Annotated in this window: 15 protein-coding genes; 3 read left to right on the top strand and 12 right to left on the bottom strand. The window is 56.9% G+C overall.

The window, feature by feature from the left end:
* Positions 1-117 precede the first annotated feature (117 nt).
* Complete coding sequence (gene malT, locus ABTW00_RS01750; RefSeq protein WP_433638447.1) at positions 118-2,823, top strand: HTH-type transcriptional regulator MalT; 2,706 nt, start codon at positions 118-120, stop codon at positions 2,821-2,823.
* 71 nt (positions 2,824-2,894) lie between these two features.
* On the opposite strand, the gene ABTW00_RS01745 is transcribed toward malT, so the two are convergent.
* From ABTW00_RS01745 to glpE, 3 genes are all read right to left on the bottom strand, one after another.
* Positions 2,895-3,653 carry a DeoR/GlpR family transcriptional regulator gene (locus ABTW00_RS01745; RefSeq protein WP_064541438.1) on the bottom strand — a complete coding sequence of 253 codons (759 nt, stop codon included), beginning with the start codon at positions 3,651-3,653 and terminating at the stop codon, positions 2,895-2,897.
* 17 nt (positions 3,654-3,670) lie between these two features.
* A complete protein-coding gene (gene glpG / locus ABTW00_RS01740; RefSeq protein ID WP_433638444.1) occupies positions 3,671-4,501 on the bottom strand; it encodes a rhomboid family intramembrane serine protease GlpG in 831 nt (276 codons plus the stop codon).
* Positions 4,502-4,629: 128 nt separating this feature from the next.
* On the bottom strand, positions 4,630-4,959 hold the full coding sequence (glpE, locus tag ABTW00_RS01735) for a thiosulfate sulfurtransferase GlpE (RefSeq protein WP_064541432.1): 330 nt from the start codon (positions 4,957-4,959) through the stop codon (positions 4,630-4,632).
* Positions 4,960-5,163: 204 nt separating this feature from the next.
* Between glpE and glpD the strand changes: the two genes are divergently transcribed.
* Positions 5,164-6,672 carry a glycerol-3-phosphate dehydrogenase gene (glpD, locus tag ABTW00_RS01730; protein ID WP_163446738.1) on the top strand — a complete coding sequence of 503 codons (1,509 nt, stop codon included), beginning with the start codon at positions 5,164-5,166 and terminating at the stop codon, positions 6,670-6,672.
* A 45-nt stretch (positions 6,673-6,717) separates the two neighbouring features.
* Here the strand turns inward: glpD and glgP are convergent, their stop codons facing one another.
* From glgP to asd, 6 genes are all read right to left on the bottom strand, one after another.
* A complete protein-coding gene (glgP, locus tag ABTW00_RS01725; RefSeq protein ID WP_064541427.1) occupies positions 6,718-9,165 on the bottom strand; it encodes a glycogen phosphorylase in 2,448 nt (815 codons plus the stop codon).
* Between the two features lie 17 nt (positions 9,166-9,182).
* On the bottom strand, positions 9,183-10,616 hold the full coding sequence (gene glgA / locus ABTW00_RS01720) for a glycogen synthase GlgA (protein WP_065356439.1): 1,434 nt from the start codon (positions 10,614-10,616) through the stop codon (positions 9,183-9,185).
* The gene (gene glgC / locus ABTW00_RS01715; RefSeq protein ID WP_064541420.1) at positions 10,616-11,911 is read right to left on the bottom strand and encodes a glucose-1-phosphate adenylyltransferase; all 1,296 of its coding nucleotides are present in this window, start codon (positions 11,909-11,911) and stop codon (positions 10,616-10,618) included. The genes glgA and glgC overlap by 1 nt, the downstream gene beginning before the upstream one ends.
* Before the next feature lie 80 nt (positions 11,912-11,991).
* Positions 11,992-13,968 carry a glycogen debranching protein GlgX gene (gene glgX, locus ABTW00_RS01710; RefSeq protein WP_433638440.1) on the bottom strand — a complete coding sequence of 659 codons (1,977 nt, stop codon included), beginning with the start codon at positions 13,966-13,968 and terminating at the stop codon, positions 11,992-11,994.
* A 4-nt stretch (positions 13,969-13,972) separates the two neighbouring features.
* The gene (gene glgB, locus ABTW00_RS01705) at positions 13,973-16,159 is read right to left on the bottom strand and encodes a 1,4-alpha-glucan branching enzyme (protein ID WP_433638438.1); all 2,187 of its coding nucleotides are present in this window, start codon (positions 16,157-16,159) and stop codon (positions 13,973-13,975) included.
* A gap of 253 nt (positions 16,160-16,412) precedes the next feature.
* Positions 16,413-17,519, bottom strand: a complete 1,107-nt coding sequence (asd, locus tag ABTW00_RS01700; RefSeq protein ID WP_064541414.1) for an aspartate-semialdehyde dehydrogenase — start codon at positions 17,517-17,519, stop codon at positions 16,413-16,415.
* Between the two features lie 232 nt (positions 17,520-17,751).
* Here asd and ABTW00_RS01695 point away from each other — a divergent pair, with 232 nt between their 5' ends.
* Complete coding sequence (locus ABTW00_RS01695) at positions 17,752-18,345, top strand: YhgN family NAAT transporter (RefSeq protein WP_035892151.1); 594 nt, start codon at positions 17,752-17,754, stop codon at positions 18,343-18,345.
* A 124-nt stretch (positions 18,346-18,469) separates the two neighbouring features.
* Here the strand turns inward: ABTW00_RS01695 and gntU are convergent, their stop codons facing one another.
* The 3 genes from gntU to gntR all read right to left on the bottom strand — a co-directional run bounded on the left by gntU (position 18,470) and on the right by gntR (position 21,483).
* The gene (gene gntU, locus ABTW00_RS01690) at positions 18,470-19,810 is read right to left on the bottom strand and encodes a gluconate transporter (protein ID WP_064541411.1); all 1,341 of its coding nucleotides are present in this window, start codon (positions 19,808-19,810) and stop codon (positions 18,470-18,472) included.
* Positions 19,807-20,340, bottom strand: a complete 534-nt coding sequence (gene gntK, locus ABTW00_RS01685) for a gluconokinase (protein WP_064541408.1) — start codon at positions 20,338-20,340, stop codon at positions 19,807-19,809. Before gntK ends, gntU begins: the two co-directional genes overlap by 4 nt.
* A 147-nt stretch (positions 20,341-20,487) precedes the next feature.
* Positions 20,488-21,483: a gluconate operon transcriptional repressor GntR gene (gene gntR, locus ABTW00_RS01680; protein ID WP_064541405.1), complete on the bottom strand. Its 996-nt coding sequence runs from the start codon at positions 21,481-21,483 to the stop codon at positions 20,488-20,490.
* Positions 21,484-21,531 lie beyond the last annotated feature (48 nt).

Here is a 21,531-nt window from a genome sequence, read left to right as displayed (position 1 = left end):
GACATCAAAACGGGACATAACTTGCAATACATAGGCATTTGACCGACCTTTGTAGGGATTAATTACGAAGCGCAAAAAAAATCTCATTTTCCAATCCTCACAGTGAAGTGATTAGCTATGTTGATTCCGTCAAAACTCAGTCGACCAGTCCGTCTCGAACACACGGTGATTCGCGATCGGCTGTTGGCGAAACTTTCCGGCGCGAACAATTATCGTCTGGCGCTGATAACCAGTCCGGCTGGCTATGGAAAGACCACGCTCGTCTCACAATGGGCGGCAGGAATGAATGATCTTGGCTGGTATTCGCTGGATGAGGGCGATAACCAACAGGAGCGCTTTGCCAGCTATCTGATCGCGGCTATCCAGCAGGCGACGGGCGGGCATTGCGAGGCCAGCGAAAACATGGTGCAAAAGCGCCAGTACGCAAGCCTCAGCTCCCTTTTCGCGCAACTTTTCATTGAGCTGAGCGAGTGGCAACGTCCGCTCTATCTGGTCATTGATGACTACCATCTGATTACCAACCCGGTGATCCACGATGCCATGCGTTTCTTCCTGCGCCACCAGCCGGAAAACCTGACGCTGGTCGTGCTCTCGCGCAATCTGCCGCAGTTGGGTATCGCCAACCTGCGCGTGCGCGATCAGCTGCTGGAGATTGGCAGCCAGCAGCTCTCCTTTACGCATGCGGAAACCAAACAATTCTTCGACTGCCGCTTAGCCTCGCCGATTGAAGCGGCGGAAAGCAGCCGTCTGTGTGACGATGTCGCCGGTTGGGCCACTGCGCTCCAGCTTATCGCGCTCTCCGCGCGCCAGCGTAATAACGCCACCCAACATTCTGCACGTCGTCTGGCGGGGATTAACGCCAGCCACCTGTCCGATTATCTGGTGGATGAGGTGCTGGATAACGTCGATTCGCAAACGCGCAACTTCCTGCTGAAAAGTTCGCTGCTGCGTTCAATGAACGATGCGCTCATCGCTCGTGTAACCGGTGAAGAAAACGGCCAGATGCGTCTTGAAGAAATTGAACGCCAGGGGCTGTTTATCCAGCGTATGGATAACTCCGGCGAGTGGTTCAACTATCATCCGCTGTTCTGTAGCTTCCTGCGTCAGCGCTGCCAGTGGGAACTGGCTTCCGAACTGCCGGAAATCCACCGTGCGGCGGCGGAAAGCTGGATGGCCCAGGGCTTCCCGAGCGAAGCTATCCATCACGCGCTGGCGGCGGGCGATCCGACGATGCTACGCGATATTCTGCTGAACCATGCCTGGGGCTTGTTCCACCACAGCGAGCTGGCGCTGCTTGAAGAGTCGCTCTCTGCGCTGCCGTGGGAAAGCCTGTTGGAGAACCCGCGTCTGGTGCTTCTCCAGGCCTGGCTGATGCAAAGCCAGCACCGCTATAGTGAAGTGAACACCCTGCTGGCCCGCGCCGAACAGGAGATGACGTCCGAAATGGACACCTCGCTGCACGGTGATTTCAACGCCCTGCGCGCACAGGTGGCGATCAACGACGGCGATCAGGACGAAGCCGAACGTCTGTCGACCGTGGCGCTGGAAGAGCTGCCGCTGGCTAACTTCTACAGCCGTATTGTTGCCACCTCTGTGCATGGTGAAGTGCTGCACTGCAAGGGGCTACTCAGCCAGTCCATTGCCGTGATGCAGCAAACAGAACAGATGGCACGCCGCCACGATATCTGGCACTACGCGCTGTGGAGTCTGATTCAACAAAGCGAGATTTTATTTGCCCAGGGCTTCTTACAGGCCGCCTGGGAGTGTCAGGAAAAAGGCTTCCAGCTGATTCGCGACCAGCATCTGGAACAGCTGCCGATGCATGAATTCCTGCTGCGCATCCGCGCGCAGCTGCTGTGGGCGTGGGCACGTCTCGACGAGGCGGAAACCGCCGCCCGCACCGGTATTGAAGTGTTGAGCGGCTTCCAGCCGCAGCAGCAGCTCCAGTGCCTGACGTTACAGGTACAGTGCTCGCTGGCGCGCGGCGATCTGGATAACGCCCGCAACCACCTGAACCGTTTGGAAAATCTGCTCGGCAACGGTGCCTATCACAGCGACTGGGTCTCCAACGCGGATAAGGTGCGCGTCATCTACTGGCAGATGGTCGGCGATAAAAAAGCGGCGGCTAACTGGCTGCGCCACACGCCAAAACCGGAGTTCGCCAACAACCACTTCCTGCAGGGCCAGTGGCGTAACATCGCCCGCGCGCAAATTCTGCTGGGCGAGTTCGACTCGGCTGAAATGGTGCTCGAAGAGCTGAATGAGAATGCCCGTGGGCTGCGACTGATGAGCGATCTCAACCGCAACCTGCTGCTGCTCAACCAGCTGCACTGGCAGGCGGGTAATAAGAATGAAGCCCAGCGCGTGCTACTGGAAGCGCTCCAGCTCGCCAACCGCACCGGGTTTATCAGCCACTTTGTGATTGAAGGCGAAGCGATGGCCCAGCAGCTGCGCCAGCTGATTCAGCTAAATACGCTGCCGGAGCTGGACCAGCACCGCGCCCAGCGCATTCTGCGTGAAATTAACCAGCACCATCGTCATAAGTTCGCCCACTTCGACGAAAGCTTCGTCGAGCGCCTGCTGAACCACCCGGAAGTGCCGGAGCTCATCCGTACCAGCCCGCTCACCCAGCGTGAGTGGCAGGTGCTGGGGCTTATCTATTCAGGCTATAGCAACGAGCAGATTGCCGGTGAACTGGACGTGGCGGCAACCACCATCAAAACCCATATCCGTAACCTTTATCAGAAGCTTGGCGTGGCACATCGTCAGGATGCGGTGCAGCACGCACAGCAGTTGCTGAAGATGATGGGGTATGGGGTTTAATCAAAAAAAGGAGAAACGTTTTACGTTTCTCCTTTCTGACCGCCGCTTGATAGCGCGAAGCTTGTCAGGCCTTAGCACAGCTCCAGCTGCACCTCATTTTCGGCAATCACCTGCATCACGCCCGGCGGCGGTAGCACGTCGGTGTATACCGCATCCACCATGCTGATACTGCCCATATTGACCATTGCGTTACGGCCAAATTTCGAATGGTCGACAACCAGAATCACGTGGCGGGAGTTGTCGATAATCGCGCGTTTGGTGCGCACCTCGTGATAGTCAAACTCCAGCAGCGAACCATCGCTGTCGATACCGCTGATGCCGAGAATGCCGAAGTCGAGACGGAACTGGGAGATGAAGTCCAGCGTCGCCTCGCCGATGATACCGCCATCGCGGCTTCGCAGCTCACCGCCAGCCAGAATAATGCGAAAATCTTCTTTCACCATCAACGTGTTAGCCACGTTAAGGTTGTTGGTCACGATGCGCAGGTCGCTGTGATTAAGCAGCGCGTGGGCCACCGCTTCCGGTGTCGTTCCGATGTCGATAAACAGCGCCGAGCCGTTCGGGATCTGGCTTGCCACCTTCTGTGCAATACGCTCTTTCTCGGCCGTTTGCGTCGCTTTTCTATCGTGCCACGAGGCGTTTACCGAGCTCGACGGCAGCGCCGCGCCGCCGTGGTGGCGCAAGATTTTTTTCTGTTCCGCAAGGTCATTCAAATCGCGACGAATGGTCTGGGGGCTGACGGAAAAGTGCTCCACCAGCTCTTCCGTACTGACATAGCCCTGGAGTTTGACCAGTTCGATTATCGCGTCATGACGTTGTGTTTGTTTCATGATGAATCCCTGGAAAATTATGCTCGCTTTCGCACATTAAGCGTATCGACGAAGGCCATAGCCAGACCAATCACCAGCCCGGTGACGTGCGCGCCGTTCGCAATCGACATCCCAAAAACGTTGAACCACCCGGCAATCAGCCAGACCAATGAGAACATAATCAGCCCGCGCGGCAGGAAGATGCCGCTCTGCGGGTCGCGTTCCCCGCGCAGCCAGGCGTAGCCCATCAAGGCATAAACCACGCCGGAAAGGCCGCCAAACCACGGACCGCTAAACTGATGCTGAATAAAGCCGCTCAACAGCGCGCTGATGACGGTAATCACCACCAGCTTGCCGCTGCCAATGCGTTTCTCTATCGCGCCGCCAAGATACCACCACCATAGCAGGTTAAAGAGGATATGGACGAACGAGAAATGCATGAATGCGTGGGTAAAATAGCGCCAGACTTCAAATTTCAGCGAATCGTCGTACGGCCAGGCGAGCCAAAGCATGACCGGCTGATCGCCGATGACGCTCATCAGAATAAAGACCAGAATGCAGACCGCCATGATACTCATCGTCACCGGGCCAGCACCGGCCTTCAGCGTGGCAAGGAAAGGGAAACGACGATAGTGTAGGCCGCTGTTAGTCTGCCCGGACTGCCAGCTCGCCGCCAGATAGCGCGGGTCGGCCGGATTCTCGAGGAAGCGCTCCAGCTCGTCACGCACGCGGGCCTCCTGCGCTTCATCAGAAAGCCAGACATCGCTGCGCGTATGCTGCTGGATAGTCAGAATAACCCCCTGCGTTGCCATATAGTCAACAAAGGCCTGGGCCACGCGCGGGTTGGTAAAAGAGGTGATCATCAACATTCAGCAGGTCGCTTCTATTCCACACAAAAGAGGACAGTATATACCCAAACGCTGACGGATACGTTGCTAAGGCGCGCAATGACCGCCTGGCAGCAGGCGGTATCAAGAATGGGCAAACTCAGCCGTTTTTAGAAAGCGGCGTGTTCCACTTCAGCCGGGAAGTGACGGTGCCAGGCATCAAAGCCGCCGTCAACGCTGTAGACCTGGTCATAACCCTGCTGCAACAGGTACTGCGCGGCACCTTTGCTGCTATTACCGTGATAGCACATCACCATCACCGGCGTTTCAAAATCGTTATCGCGCATAAACGCGCCCAGCGTATCGTTCGTCAGATGAAACGCACCTGGGGTATGCCCCATCGCAAAGCTCTGCGGGTCGCGAATATCCACCAGTACAGCGGTGCTTTGCTGCAGCTTTTGGTGCGCCTGTTCTACGTTAATACATTCAAACTGTTCCATCGTGCTCTCTTATCGTTATGGCAGGTATTGTCTTGCTGGCGACATTTTACCGCCAAGTGTACGTCCTCAGGCCACGTAAACGCCAATATGTTATGCACATCACTCTAAAATGTTTTTTCAATGTTACCAAAAGCGCGTTTACTTGCTATTATGAGCGATATCGAACATTAATGAGCTATAACGAAAGTCCCTGAGGTAGCAATAATGGAAACCAAAGATCTGATTGTCATCGGTGGCGGTATCAACGGTGCGGGCATTGCGGCTGATGCGGCGGGGCGCGGATTATCCGTGCTGATGCTGGAAGCCAGAGATCTGGCCTGCGCCACGTCGAGCGCCAGCTCGAAACTGATCCATGGCGGCCTGCGCTACCTTGAACACTACGAATTCCGTCTGGTCAGCGAAGCGCTGGCCGAGCGTGAAGTGCTGCTGAAGATGGCCCCGCACATCGCCATTCCGATGCGTTTTCGTCTGCCGCACCGCCCGCATCTGCGCCCAGCGTGGATGATCCGTACCGGTCTGTTTATGTACGATCACCTGGGCAAGCGCACCAGCCTGCCTGCGTCTACCGGTTTGCGTTTTGGCGCAGAATCGGTCCTCAAGCCGGAAATCGTGCGTGGTTTCGAATATTCAGACTGCTGGGTCGACGATGCTCGCCTGGTCCTGGCTAACGCGCAAATGGTGGTGAAAAAAGGCGGTGAAGTCCGAACCCGTACGCGCGCAATCTCGGCGAAACGAGAAAACGGCCTGTGGGTGGTGGAAGCGGAAGATATCGACAGCGGCGAAAAATTCCGCTGGCAGGCGCGCGGCCTGGTGAATGCCACCGGCCCGTGGGTCAAACAGTTCTTCGACGACGGGATGCATCTGCCTTCGCCATACGGCATCCGACTGATCAAGGGCAGTCACATTGTGGTACCGCGCGTACACAACCAGAAGCAGGCCTACATTCTGCAAAACGAAGATAAGCGCATCGTGTTTGTGATCCCGTGGATGGACGAGTTCTCAATTATTGGCACCACCGACGTGGAGTACCACGGCGATCCGAAAAACGTCGAAATCGACGAAAGCGAGATTAGCTATCTGCTGAAGGTCTACAACGGCCACTTTAAGAAACAGCTCGCTCGTGAAGATATCGTCTGGACCTACTCCGGCGTGCGCCCGCTGTGTGACGACGAGTCGGACTCTCCACAGGCGATCACCCGCGACTATACGCTGGATATCCATGACGACCACGGCAAAGCGCCGCTGCTGTCGGTGTTTGGCGGCAAGCTCACCACCTACCGCAAGCTGGCAGAACACGCGCTGGAAAAACTGGCCCCTTACTATCAAGGCATTGGCCCAGCCTGGACCAAAGGCGCGGTGCTGCCGGGCGGTGAGATTGGCAGCGATCGTGACGACTACGCGGCGAAGCTGCGCCGCCGCTATCCGTTCATCAGCGAGTCACTGGCCCGCCATTTTGCCCGCACCTACGGCAGCAACAGCGAGCTGATTATTGGCGATGCGAAGGATATTGCCGGGCTGGGCGAAGATTTCGGCCATGAATTTTACGAAGCGGAGCTGCGTTACCTGGTCGAACACGAGTGGGTGCGTCGCCTCGACGATGCTATCTGGCGTCGTACTAAGCAGGGAATGTGGCTGAACGCCGAACAGCAGTCACGGATTAGCGCATGGCTGGTGAAAACGCTGGGAAAGCCTGAATTGTCGCTGGCGTCGTAAGCGATCAGGGAAAAAGAAACGGGGCCGATTGGCCCCGTTTGACGTTTACAGCCTTACCGGCTCGATATACCAGATATGCTCGGCATACTCTTTGATCGTGCGGTCAGAGGAGAAGTAGCCCATGTTGGCGATGTTGTGCATCGCTTTGGTGGTCCACTGCTCCGGCTCCTGATACAGCTCATCGACCCTGTCCTGACAGTCCACATAGCTGCGGAAATCGGCCAGTACCTGATAGTGGTCGCCGAAGTTAATCAGCGAATCCACCAGGTCACGGTAACGCCCCGGCTCGCTCGGGCTGAACACGCCGGTGGCGATTTGCGTCAGCACCTGGCGCAGCTCTTCATCCTGCTCGTAGTAGTCGCGCGGGCTGTAGCCCTTACGGCGCAGCGCCTCCACCTCTTCAGCCGTGTTGCCAAAGATAAAGAAGTTATCCGCCCCCACGTGTTCCTGCATCTCCACGTTAGCCCCGTCCAGCGTACCGATGGTTAATGCCCCGTTGAGCGCAAACTTCATGTTACTGGTGCCGGAGGCTTCCGTCCCCGCCAGCGAAATCTGCTCGGAAAGATCGGCCGCCGGAATGATCATCTGCGCCAGGCTCACGCTGTAGTTCGGAATAAACACCACTTTCAGCTTATCGCCAATCTGCGGATCGTTGTTGATCACGTCCGCCACGTCGTTGATCAGGTGAATGATGTGCTTCGCCATGTAGTAGGCCGACGCCGCTTTACCGGCGAAGATATTCACCCGCGGCACCCACTTCGCATCCGGATCGGCCTTGATGCGGTTGTAGCGAGCGATCACGTGCAGCACGTTCATCAGTTGACGCTTGTATTCGTGGATACGCTTGATCTGCACGTCAAACAGCGCGTGGGGGTTCACCACCACGTTCAGGTTCTGGGCAATAAACGCCGCGAGGCGCTTTTTGTTCTCCAGCTTGGCGTGCTGCACCGCCTGATTCACCTTCGGATAATCGATGTGCTGTTCCAGCTCGCTCAACTGACTGAGATCCGAACGCCACGTCTGGCCGATATTTTCGTCCAGCACGCCGGAGAGCGCCGGGTTGGCCAACGCCAGCCAGCGGCGCGGCGTCACGCCGTTAGTGACGTTGGTAAAGCGTGTCGGGAAGATAGCGGCGAAGTCGGCGAACAGCGACTGCACCATCAGGTTCGAGTGCAGTTCGGAAACGCCGTTGACCTTCTTACTCACCACCACCGCCAGCCACGCCATGCGTACGCGGCGGCCGTTAGACTCGTCGATGATCGAGGTGCGGCTCAGCAGCGCGGTGTCGTTCGGGTACTGTTCCTGCAGCGTCTTCAGGAAGTAGTCGTTAATCTCGAAGATAATCTGCAAATGACGCGGCAGAATTTTGCCGAGCATGTCCACCGGCCAGGTTTCCAGCGCTTCGCTCATCAGCGTGTGGTTGGTGTATGAGAAGACCTGGCAGGTGACGTTAAACGCGTCGTCCCAGCTGAACTTGTGCTCGTCAATCAACAGGCGCATCAGCTCAGGGATCGACAGCACCGGATGGGTGTCGTTGAGGTGGATGGCAATTTTATCCGCCAGGTTGTCATAAGTTTTATGCAACATGTAGTGGCGGTTTAAAATATCCTGCACCGTGGCGGAGACCAGGAAGTACTCCTGACGCAGGCGCAGCTCGCGCCCGGAATAGGTGGAATCATCCGGGTAGAGCACACGGGATACGTTCTCCGAGTGGTTTTTATCCTCCACCGCGGCGAAGTAATCGCCCTGGTTAAATTTACCCAGGTTGATTTCGCTACTGGCCTGGGCGTTCCACAGACGCAGCGTGTTGGTCGCGTCGGTGTCGTAGCCGGGGATAATTTGATCGTAGGCGACCGCCAGAATCTCTTCGGTTTCCAGCCAGCGGCTGGTTTTGCCTTCCATCTGCACGCGGCCACCGAAACGCACTCTGTAGCGGGTGTTGTGGCGCGGGAACTCCCACGGGTTACCGTACTCCAGCCAGTAATCCGGCGACTCTTTCTGACGACCGTCGACGATGTTCTGCTTAAACATGCCGTAATCATAGCGAATACCGTAGCCGCGCCCCGGCAGCGCCAGCGTCGCCAGCGAGTCAAGGAAGCAGGCCGCCAGACGCCCCAAACCGCCGTTGCCAAGGCCCGGGTCGTTCTCTTCGTCGATCAGCTCTTCGAGGTCTAACCCCATGCCTTCCAGCGCGTTTTTCACGTCGTCATACAGGCCTAACGACAACAGCGCATTGGAAAGCGTGCGGCCAATCAAAAACTCCATCGACAGGTAGTAAACCTGCCGTGTTTCCTGGGAAAGCTGAGCGCGGTTCGAGCGCAACCAGCGTTCGACCAGACGATCGCGAACAGCAAACAGGGTGGCGTTCAGCCATTCGTGTTTGTTAGCGATAGCCGGATCTTTCCCGATGATGAACATCAGCTTATAGGCAATAGAGTGCTTCAGTGCCTCAACGCTGAGGGTCGGTGATGCATACGTAAAGGGTGCATTCATAACTCAGATCCCCGTAGTTAGATCAGGCGTTGGTAAAGCTCACGATAAGAGTGTGCAGCAACCTGCCAGCTAAAATCCATGTTCATCGCCTGACGTTGTACATAGCGCCAGAGCGACGGACGAGACCATAATACGAAAGCACGGCGGATGGCTCTGAGCAGCGACCAGGCGTTGCTGTCTTCAAAGACAAAACCGCTGGCGATACCGTCAGCCAGGTTTTCCAGCGAGCTATCCGCCACGGTATCCGCCAGACCGCCGGTACGACGGACCAACGGCAGCGTGCCGTACTTCAAACCGTAAAGCTGCGTTAAGCCGCATGGCTCAAAGCGGCTCGGCACCAGGATGACATCCGCGCCGCCAATAATGCGGTGCGAGAACGCTTCGTGGTAGCCAATCTGTACCCCCACCTGCCCCGGATGTTCCGCGGCGGCGGCGAGAAAACCTTCCTGCAATACCGGATCGCCTGCGCCTAACAGCGCCAACTGACCGCCCTGCTCCAGCAGGCCCGGCAGGGCTTCCAGCACCAGATCCAGCCCTTTCTGGCTGGTGAGGCGGCTGACCACGGCAAACAGCGGCGCGGTGTCGCTGACCTTCAGCCCCATCGCAATCTGCAGCTGCCGTTTATTCTCCGCTTTCTTCTCTAGCGTATCGCGACTATAGCTTGCTGGCAGCAACAGGTCTTTTTCCGGACTCCAGACGTTGTCATCCACGCCGTTGAGAATCCCCGACAGACGGCCTTCTTTATGCCGCTGACGCAGCAGTCCTTCCATACCGTAGGCAAACTGCGGTTCGGTAATCTCCCGGGCGTAGGTTGGGCTGACGGCGGTAATATGATCCGCGAAGAACAGCCCCGCTTTCAGGAACGAAATCTGCCCGTGGAATTCCAGCCCGTGCATGTTGAAGTATTCTGCCGGCAGCTGGATTTCATCCATATGGTGGCTGTAAAACAGCCCCTGATACGCCAGATTATGTACCGTAAACACCGATTTCGCCGGGCGACCGCGGGCCGCCAGATAGGCCGGAGCCAGGCCCGCGTGCCAGTCGTGGGCATGCACCACGTCCGGACGCCAGAACGGATCCAGACCGCAGGCCATTTCACTGCCCACCCAGCCCAGCAGCGCAAAGCGCTTCACGTTATCGGGATAGGCGTTCAGGTGCGTATCGTGATACGGGCTCCCAGGGCGATCGTAGAGATGCGGCGCATCAATCAGGTAAATACCAACGCCGTTATAGTGGCCGAACAGCAGCGTAATGCGCCCGGCGAACGTATCACGACGCGTCACCACTTTGGCATCCGTAATCCCGCGGCGGATATCCGGAAACGCGGGTAACAGCACGCGAGCGTCAGTCCCTTCGGCAATCTGTGCCGCCGGCAGCGCGCCGATAACATCCGCAAGGCCACCCGTTTTTAATAACGGGAACATCTCAGAACAAACGTGTAAAACCTGCATTATCGCTCCTGTTTGTACCCCAGCTGCCGCAACATCTCGCGCGTTACCAGCACGATCCCTTCTTCTGAACGGTAGAAGCGACGCGCATCCTCTTCCGCATCTTCACCGATCACCATGCCTTCTGGAATCACGCAGGCCCGGTCGATGACGCAGCGACGCAGGCGTGAGGAGCGCCCAACCCACACGTCTGGCAGTAAGACTGCCGAATCAATGTTACAGAACGAGTTCACGCGCACGCGCGGGAACAGCACCGACTGCACCACCACCGAACCGGAAATAATACAGCCGCCGGAGACCAGCGAGTTCAGGGTCATGCCGTGGCTACCGGAGCGGTCCTGGACGAACTTCGCCGGAGGCAGGGACTCCATATGGGTACGGATAGGCCAGTGCTGGTCGTACATATCCAGCTCAGGGGTCACCGACGCCAGGTCGAGGTTCGCTTTCCAGTAGGCTTCCAGCGTTCCCACATCGCGCCAGTAAGGTTCGGCATCCGGGTCGGACTGTACGCAGGACAGCGGGAAAGGATGTGCATAAGCCGCGCCAGCTTTGGTAATTAACGGAATTAAATCTTTGCCGAAGTCGTGGCTGGAATTTTCGTTGACGTCATCCTGCTCCAGCAGTTCATAAAGGTAATCCGCATCAAAGACATAGATACCCATGCTGGCGAGCGATTTGCTTGGGTCACTCGGCATGGCCGGTGGGTTAGCCGGTTTTTCCACGAAGTCGATAATCTTGTCGTTTTCGTCAACCGCCATGACGCCGAACGCCGATGCCTCTTCAATGGGCACCGGAATGCACGCCACGGTGCAACGCGCGCCTTTTTCGACGTGGTCGATCAGCATGCGCGAGTAATCTTGTTTGTAGATGTGGTCACCGGCAAGGATCACCACATACTCCGCTTTGTAGCGGCGAATAATGTCGAGGTTCTGGGTCACCGCATCGGCGGTACCGCGATACCAGTTTTCACCGTGCATCCGCTGCTGAGCCGGCAGCAGATCCACAAATTCGTTCATCTCTTCGCTGAAGAAGGACCAGCCGCGCTGGATGTGCTGCACCAGCGTGTGGGACTGGTACTGCGTAATCACGCCGATACGGCGGATCCCGGAGTTCAGGCAGTTGGATAATGCAAAGTCGATAATGCGGAATTTACCGCCGAAGTGGACAGCGGGTTTTGCCCGTTTATTGGTGAGATCCTTTAAGCGCGTTCCGCGTCCGCCCGCCAGAATCAGGGCGACGGATTTGATCGGTAACTGGCGAGCCAGCATTAAGGGATCGTTTTTTTCTAGCCTAACCATGATTAACTCCTTTTGTTGCTCGTCCTTCCGGGTTATTAGGTAGTCCCCGCACAGGTGCGGGGTTCCGGGTAATTCAGAGACTATGACCTTTGAAATACGCACACTCCGTGCGCGGGCCCATGCCAGACAGCCATGACGACCGGCGCTTCATCGCCGGTGAATGGAGGAACGGCGCGCCATTCCCCCACGGGTAACTTCAGGTTTGCCACGTCCTGCGTCGCATTGAGCGTAATGAGCCAGCGATCGGAAAGCAGAATTTGCATCCGGCGCGCCCCGTGCTGCCACTCCTCGGCAGACAGCGGCTGCGCGTCCTGATTAAGCCATTGCACGTTGCCGTCGCCCTCCTGCCACCAGCTATCGACCGTTAAGGCCGGAATTTGCTGGCGCAGATGGATCAGGGCGGCGGTAAAGTCGGTCAGCGCATCATCCGCGTTTTCCCAATCAAGCCAGGTCAACGAATTGTCCTGGCAGTAGGCATTGTTGTTACCTTGCTGGCTGTGACCGTGTTCGTCACCGGCCAGCAACATTGGCGTTCCCTGCGATAACAGCAGCGTTGTCAGCAGCGCCTGAACGCTACCCTGCCGACGCGCCATTACATCCAGGTTTGCTTCCAATCCTTCGATACCATGATTATTGCTGTGGTTATTGCTGGTTCCGTCACGATTCTCTTCGCCGTTGGCGTCGTTGTGCTTATTGTTAAAGCTCACACAGTCGCGCAGGGTGAAGCCATCGTGAGCGGTGACCAGGTTGATGGCCGCGTGCGGTTGCCTCTCCTGATGCTGAAAGACGTCGCTAGAGGCGGCGAAGCGCTGGGCAAATTCCCCCAGCGACAGCGACTCCTCAAGCCAGAAGCGACGCATAGCATCACGGAAACGGTCATTCCACTCGCTGAAACCGGGTGGGAAGTTCCCCACCTGGTAGCCACCGTCGCCGATATCCCACGGTTCAGCAATCAGCTTCACCGTCGACAGTACCGGGTCGTCATGGATAGCCTTAAACAGCGGCGCATCCTGACGATAGCCCGGCGTTCGGCCAATCACCGACGCTAAATCAAAACGAAAACCATCAACGTGGCAGACGTCAACCCAGAACCGCAGGCACTGACGGGCGTATTCCACGACGCCCGGGTGACTGAGATTCAGCGTGTTGCCGCAGCCCGTCCAGTTGTGATAATCGCCGTCTTCTCTCAACCAATAATAGCTGCGGTTATCAATCCCCCGCAGCGAGAAGGTCTGACAATGCAGATCCAACTCGGCGCTGTGATTCAGCACCACATCAAGGATCACCTCGATACCGGCCTGATGCAGCGCTTTTACCGCATCGCGAAACTCGTCCAGCGCGTGCTCGGGCGCGCTGGCGTAACGCGGCGACAGAGCAAACATCGCCAGCGGGTTGTAGCCCCAGTAGTTGCGCAGCCCCATCCGCAGTAGACGCTGTTCGCTGGCAAAATGCGCCACCGGCAGCAGCTCCAGCGCCGTGATGCCAAGCCGCTTGAAGTAGTCGATCATCACCGGGTGGCCCAGCGCCTTATAGGTACCGCGGATGGCATCCGGCAGCCCCGGGTGGCGCAGGGTCAGCCCTTTGACGTGCGCTTCGTAGATAACGGTTTTGCCCCACGCGGTGCGCGGTGCGGCGTCATCCTGCCAGTCGTAGGCTAAGTCTACGACCACTGATTTTGGCGCTACCGGCGCGCTGTCGCGTTCATCCGGCGCGTCGTAGCCATCGTGAAAACGCGGGTCGTCTACCGGGTCGCCCTCGGCGCGAAAACAGCACGGGTCGAGCAGCAGCTTTGCCGGGTTAAAGCGGTAGCCCTGCTGCGGATCCCACGGGCCATGCACCCGATAACCGTAACGTAAACCGGGGCCCGCATAAGGCAAATAGCCGTGCCAGACGTCGCCGCTCCGGGCGGGAAGGTCATAGCGAGACTCGTTGCCCTGCGCGTCAAACACGCAGAGTTCTACCCGCTGGGCATGTGCCGAAAAAAGCGTGAAGTTCACGCCTTCGCCGTCAAAGCTGGCGCCGAGCGGCGCGGGTTTCCCTGCTGCGAGTTGCCCCATGTGGTTAATCCCCTTCCCGTACCAGCCAGATAGTCGACAGCGGCGGCAGCGTCAGGCTCAGCGACTGCGGGCGACCGTGGCTTTCGAGATTATCGCTGTGCACCACGCCGCCGTTACCGGCGTTGCTACCGTGGTAATGGGCGGAATCGGTATTCAGCACTTCACGCCAGCGGCCCGGCTGATTAATGCCGAAGCGATAGTCGTGGCGCGGTACCGGCGTAAAGTTACTGACCACAATCACTTCGTTCCCGGCTTTGTCACGGCGGACAAAGGCGAATACCGAACGCGCATGGTCATCAACCACCAGCCATTCAAACCCGTACGGGTCAAAGTCCAGCTCGTGCATCGCTTTATGGTGACGATAGGTATGGTTGAGGTCGCGCACCAGACGCTGTACCCCGTGATGCCAGTTATCGTCGCCTTCCAGCAAATGCCAGTCGAGGCTGCCGTCAAAGTTCCATTCACGGCCCTGAGCAAACTCATCGCCCATAAACAGCAGCTTTTTGCCCGGGAAAGCGAACATCCAGCCGTAGTAGGCGCGCAGGTTGGCGAACTTCTGCCACGCGTCGCCCGGCATACGGTCGAGAATGGATTTTTTACCGTGGACCACTTCGTCATGCGATAACGGCAACACGAAGTTTTCCGTGTAGTTGTACAGCATGCCGAAGGTCATTTTGTCGTGATGGTACTGGCGATGAACCGGATCGAGCTTCATGTAGTCCAGGGTGTCGTGCATCCAGCCCAGGTTCCACTTAAACCAGAAGCCCAGGCCGCCCATGTCGGACGGGCGTGAGACGCCGGCAAAGTCGGTCGACTCTTCCGCCATACTCACCGCGCCGGGAACCTGCTCGCCCAACACGCGGTTGGTCTGACGCAGAAACTCAATCGCTTCAAGGTTTTCGCGGCCACCGAACTCGTTCGGGATCCACTCGCCCTCTTTACGAGAGTAGTCGCGGTAAATCATTGACGCCACCGCATCGACGCGCAGCGCATCAATACCGAAGCGCTCCACCCAGTACAGGGCGTTGCCCGTCAGGAAGTTACTCACTTCACGGCGGCCATAGTTATAAATCAGGGTATTCCAGTCCTGATGGTAGCCTTCACGCGGATCGCTGTGCTCGTACAGGTTGGTACCGTCAAACTCGGCCAGCGCGAAGTCATCCGACGGGAAGTGCCCCGGAACCCAGTCAAGAATGATGTTCAGACCGGCGGCGTGCGCGGCGTTGATAAAGTAGCGGAAATCTTCGCGCGTACCGAAGCGGCGGGTCGGCGCATACAGCCCGGTTGGCTGATAGCCCCAGCTGCCGTCAAACGGGTGCTCGTTAACCGGCAGTAGCTCCAGATGGGTAAAGCCCATCCATTTAGCGTACGGCACCAGCTGCTCGGCCAGCTCGCGGTAGCTCAGCCAGTAGTTGTTGTCGGTATGACGGCGCCAGGAACCCAGGTGCACCTCGTAGATAGAGATAGGCGCGTCGAACTGGTTGGCTTTTTTGCGTTCTTCGCTCTGCTCAACTTTTGGCGGCAGCCCGCAGATTAGCGATGCCGTTTCCGGGCGCATCTGTGCTTCAAAGGCATAAGGGTCTGCTTTAATCCGCAGCGCGCCGCGAGCGTCGATCATCTCGAACTTATACAGCTGACCGTTATGCGCGCCGGGGATGAACAGCTCCCAAATTCCGGTTTCCCGACGCAGACGCATCGGGTGACGGCGACCGTCCCAGTAGTTGAACTGCCCGACGACGGAAACGCGCTGGGCATTAGGCGCCCAAACGGCAAAACGTGTCCCGGTAACGCCGTCCATGGTGTCCGCATGCGCGCCCAGTGTTTCATACGGGCGCAGGTGGGTACCTTCGGACAGCAACCATGCATCCATTTCCTGGAGCAATGGGCCAAAGCTATAGGGGTCATCAATAAGATTCTGTTGGCCATGCCAAACGACAGCCAACTGATAGCGGAAGAAATTTTTACGACGCGGCAGAATGCCACAAAAGAAACCGCGTGAGTCCACGCACTCCAGCTTGCCCACTTTGCGCCCGGTTTTTGGTTCAATCACCCAAACGTCGGTCGCGTCAGGCAGTAACGCCCGGACTTCCAGCCCTGCTTCCGTTCTGTGCATCCCCAGTACGGAAAAAGGATCCGCAAAATGGCCTGCGATCAGTGCATTAATCACGTCTCTATCAACACGATCAGACATGCTTCATCATCCTTAGTTTTTGTATCGCCTCAATCCAATTTAAATGGCGACATTTGTGACCTGAACGGTGCGGCACGAAGTTGTGTGCCTCTCTCGGCCCCGTTCAACCTTCAGTCAAGGTGACAGACCTTGATTAAAGCATAGTCAACGCTTTACCTGACTCCTGAGAGAAAAATAGACATAACTGCGTTTACTCCCTTGTATTACGCAAAAAAAAGGGGTGGTTTGCCACCCCTCATCGATGAATAAATGTTTACGCCAATTGACGTAGCATACGACGCAGCGGCTCGGCTGCGCCCCACAGGAGCTGGTCGCCAACGGTGAACGCTGACAGGTATTCCGGCCCCATATTCAGTTTGCGCAAACGCCCAACTGGCGTGGTCAGCGTACCGGTGACCGCCGCCGGGGTGAGTTCGCGCATCGTGATTTCACGATCGTTTGGCACCACTTTCGCCCACGGATTGTGCGCAGCCAGTAATTCCTCCACAGAACTTATGGAAATATCTTTTTTCAATTTCAGGGTGAATGCTTGGCTGTGGCAACGCAACGCGCCGATACGTACGCATAACCCATCCACCGGAATAACCGAGGAGGTCGCGAGAATTTTGTTGGTTTCCGCCTGGCCTTTCCACTCTTCACGGCTCTGGCCGTTGTCGAGCTGCTTGTCGATCCACGGAATCAGGCCGCCCGCCAGCGGGACGCCAAAGTTATCAACCGGCAGATCGCCGCTGCGGGTCAACGTGGTGACTTTGCGTTCGATGTCGAGGATGGCGGAAGCCGGGTCGGCCAGTTCGCTGGCGACGTGATTATGCAGCAGACCCATTTGGGTCAGCAGCTCGCGCATATGGCGCGCGCCGCCGCCGGAAGCCGCCTGATAGGTAGCGACCGAGGCCCACTCAACCAGATCGTTGGCAAACAGGCCGCCCAGCGACATCAGCATCAGGCTGACGGTGCAGTTGCCGCCGACAAAGGTTTTAATCCCGTTGTTCAGACCGTCGGTGATGACCTGCTGGTTCACCGGGTCGAGAATAATGATGGCGTCATCTTTCATGCGCAGCGAGGAGGCTGCGTCAATCCAGTAACCCTGCCAGCCGCTTTCACGCAGCTTAGGATAAATTTCGTTGGTATAATCGCCGCCCTGACAGGTAACAATAATGTCGAGCGCCTTCAGCGCTTCAAGATCGTAGGCGTCCTGAAGCTTACCACCGGTGGTGCCGCCGAACGACGGCGCAGCTTGACCTAACTGAGAGGTGGAGAAGAAGACCGGGCGAATGGCGTCAAAGTCGCGCTCTTCAACCATGCGTTGCATGAGTACAGAGCCGACCATCCCGCGCCAGCCGATAAAACCAACATTTTTCATAACGAATTTTCCTGCAGATATGTGCTGTTATTGCTTACCAGTTCCACTGGGCATCCCTTCACATTACAAAAAGCAGCTAAAGTCGCAAGTGAAATTAATCAATGATTGCGTAGCAATCAGAAATGCAACTTATTCCCCCTGCAATAGGGGTCACATTTTTCTACGTTGAACTCCGCAACGAAGACGATGTGTAGAGCAGAAATTCCACAACAATTATCAGGGAATTTGAGTCATGAGTGAAATCTTTTCCGCCGCTGTTTTATTGATCCTGATTATGGATCCACTGGGAAATTTGCCCATTTTTATGTCGGTGCTAAAACACACGGAACCCAAGCGCCGCAAAGCGATCATGATACGTGAGCTTTTAATCGCACTCCTGCTGATGCTGATTTTTCTCTTCGCAGGCGAGAAGATTTTGGCGTTTTTAAACCTGCGCGCCGAGACGGTCTCCATCTCCGGCGGCATCATTTTATTCCTGATTGCCATTAAGATGATTTTCCCCAGCGCGACGGGAAACAGCTCGGGGCTGCCGGCGGGTGAAGAGCCGTTTATTGTCCCGCTTGCCATTCCGCTGGTTGCCGGGCCGACGCTGCTGGCAACGCTGATGCTGCTGTCGCATCAGTATCCCAATAATCTGTCGCACCTGGTGATTGCGCTGCTGATTGCCTGGGGCGGCACGGTGGTGATTTTGCTGCAGTCGTCGCTGTTCCTGCGCCTGCTGGGTGAGAAAGGGGTTAACGCGTTAGAACGTCTGATGGGATTGATTCTGGTGATGATGGCGACCCAGATGTTCCTGGACGGCATTCGGATGTGGATGAAGGGATAAAACCGGGCAATTGCCCGGCCAAAGACCGTCTGTAGGCCGGATAAGGCGTTTACGCCGCCATCCGGCAATATGCGCCGGACAGCCTGATGGCGCTGCGCTTATCAGGCCTACAACGGGTGGTGCATTAACTTAACAGCGTAAACGCAATCATACCGACAATCGCGCCTACCGTACCAAGAATGGTTTCCATCATGGTCCAGGTTTTCAGCGTCTGCGCTTCCGTCGCGCCGGTAAACTTACCGAACAGCCAGAAGCCTGCGTCGTTCACGTGGCTCACCACGATAGAACCGCCGCCGATGCAGATAGACAGCGCCGCCAGCTGAGCGCCACTGTAATGCAGCTGTTCAATCACCGGCATCACCAGGCCAACCGCAGTCAGACACGCAACCGTCGCGGAACCCTGAATAATACGTACCGCAGCGGCCAGAATGAAGCAGGTCAGCGCAATCGGCAGGCCCATCCCGGTCAGGGCTTCGCCCAATGCCGGACCGACGCCGGAATCCACCAGCACCTGTTTGAACACGCCGCCCGCACCGATCACCAGCAGAATAATCCCCGCAGGCTGCAGGGCCGCACCGCAGATCGCCATCACTTTGTCTTTCGCCATGCCCTGACGGAACGCCAGGCCATAAATCGCCACCAGGCAGGCAATCAGAATCGCGGTGAATGGGTGACCGATAAATTCAAACCACTGATAGGTTTCGGATTCCACCGGCACAAAGCGCGCGGCGATCGTTTTCAGCCCCACCAGCACCAGCGGCAGCAGAATCAGCGCCAGGCTAAAGCCGAAGGACGGCATTTTGCCTTCGCCAAGGTGCGGCTCGGTAATGTCATCAGGAATGTTCAGCTCAACGTAGCGGCTGATAAAGTTGCCCCACAGCGGCCCGGCAATAATCATCCCCGGAATCGCCGCACACAGGCCAATCAGAATCATCCAGCCAAAGTCGGCGTGCATTTGGGAAGCCAGAAGCATTGGCGCTGGCCCCGGCAGCAGAAACGCCGCAGCGGCGGCTACACCGGCAAACAGTGGAATCACCAGCTTCACCAGGTTCGTCCCGGTGTGGCGCGCCATAGAGAACGCGACGCTAATCAGCAGCACGATCGCCACTTCAAAGAACAGCGGCAGCGCACAGATAAGACCGGCGATACCGATGGCATAGTGCGCGCGGCTGTGGCCGAAAGATTTCAGCATTTTGACCGCAATCTGATCGACTGCGCCCGTTTCATGCAGAATTTTGCCGAACATCGCGCCCAGCGCGACCACGATAGCCAGGAAGCCCAGCGTACCGCCCATCCCTTTCTCCATGGTTTCCGCGATTTTAATCAACGGCATACCGGAGAAAAGCCCTGCACCAATAGAAACCACCATCAAAGCCAGGAAGGCGTGCATACGCGCCTTCATGACTAAAAACAGCAGCAGTAAAACGGAACCTACTGCTGTTAAAACTAACGATAAAGTTGTCACGCGATACGGCCTTTGTTAATCACTTCAATGGTGCTGTCGATAACGCCTTCCAGCGGCTGATCGATATCAACCACCAGCACGTCGCGTTCGTCAGCGCCCGGTTCTTGCAGGGTTTCGAACTGCGTCACCAGCATCTGGGTCTTGAAGAAGTGGCCCTTACGCGCTTTCAGACGGCTCTCAATCACCTCGAAATCCCCTTTCAGGTAGACGAAGGAGAGATTCGGGTTTCCTTCACGCAGAATGTCGCGGTACGCTTTTTTCAGCGCGGAGCAGACAATCAGCGAGACTTTGTTCGTGCGCTGCATGGCAAACGCGGCGTCGTTCAGCGCCTGCAGCCAGGGCTTGCGGTCGTCGTCGTTCAGCGGTTCGCCGGAGGACATTTTGACGATATTGCTGCGTGGGTGCAGGAAATCGCCGTCCAGAAACGCGGCGTTCAGGCGATGTGCGACTTCGCTGGCTACGGCGGATTTACCGCTGCCGGATACGCCCATCAGTACATAAACGTGGTGATCGTGGTTAGTCGTGCTCAAGGCGTCCTCCTGTTGGGCACTGGGAATTTGTTACGGGTAACAGTTATCGGTAACATTGTCATGCTGAGCAACTGGATAAGCAATAACCATTCGTGCCGGAAGTGAATTATGAGTGAATATGTGTGATCTAGTTCAAACTTGTGGGGCCTAAATAGAACCACCCGGTGACAAAGTGAAACCTAAATCTAACATCTTCGGCGTCACCACTTCACCGCGAATACGGGCAAGCAGACGCTCCGCGCCAATGCGCCCCATGCGCTCACGCGGCGTCAGGACGCTGGCGAGACGCGGTTCCATCACCTGGCCGATATCGTGGCCGTGGAAGCCGGCAATCGCGATATCGTCCGGAATTTTCAGCCCCAGACGCTGGCACTCAAACGCCGCGCCGACCGCGAGGTCATCGTTGGTACAGAATATGCCGTCCAGCCTGGAGAATTCGCGCCGTGCCTGGCGCATCAGTTCGATGCCGGAAGTGTAAGACGACGACTGCTCTACCATCACGCTGTACGGCGTCAGGCCCGCGTCAAGCATCGCCTGTTCGTAGCCTTTCTGTTTGATAATAGTACGTTCATCGAGACGCGCACCTAAATAGGCGATATGCCGATGGCCGCGCGCGATAATCGCCGCCGTCATCTGCCGCGCCGCTTCAAAGTTATCGAAACCCACGGCGATATCGAGGCACGGCGACTGGCTATCCATGAGCTCAACCACCGGAATACCGGCCACTTCGATCATCTTGAGGGTACGCGGCGTGTGGGTACGTTCAGTCAGAATCAGGCCGTCAATGTTCCAGGAGAGCATCGACTCCAGGCGCTCCTGCTCCATTTCCGGCTTGTAGCCGTAGTGGGCAAGCATCGTTTGATAGCCGTGGGCGTCGGTGACGCTTTCCACACCGCGCAGCACTTCCGCAAACACCTGGTTGGTTAATGAGGGCAGCAGCACGCCGATGGCGCGGCTGGTAGCATTGGAGAGAATATCGGGGGCCCGGTTGGGGATATAGCCCAGATCGTCAAGCGCCGCCGCAATTTTACCGCGTAACGCTTCGGAAACCTGCTCCGGGTTACGTAAAAAACGGCTCACCGTCATTTTGGTTACGCCAACGCGATCGGCAACATCCTGAAGTACGGGTCTTTTCTTTTTCATCGTCCAGTGGCAAACAAAGGTGAAATATTGCTGAAGTTTACCACGGAG

Source organism: Kluyvera georgiana, assembly GCF_050990895.1.
Lineage (GTDB): Bacteria > Pseudomonadota > Gammaproteobacteria > Enterobacterales > Enterobacteriaceae > Kluyvera > Kluyvera georgiana.
Note: the sequence above shows the minus strand (reverse complement) of the source record. Positions and strands in the feature narration are given on the sequence as shown.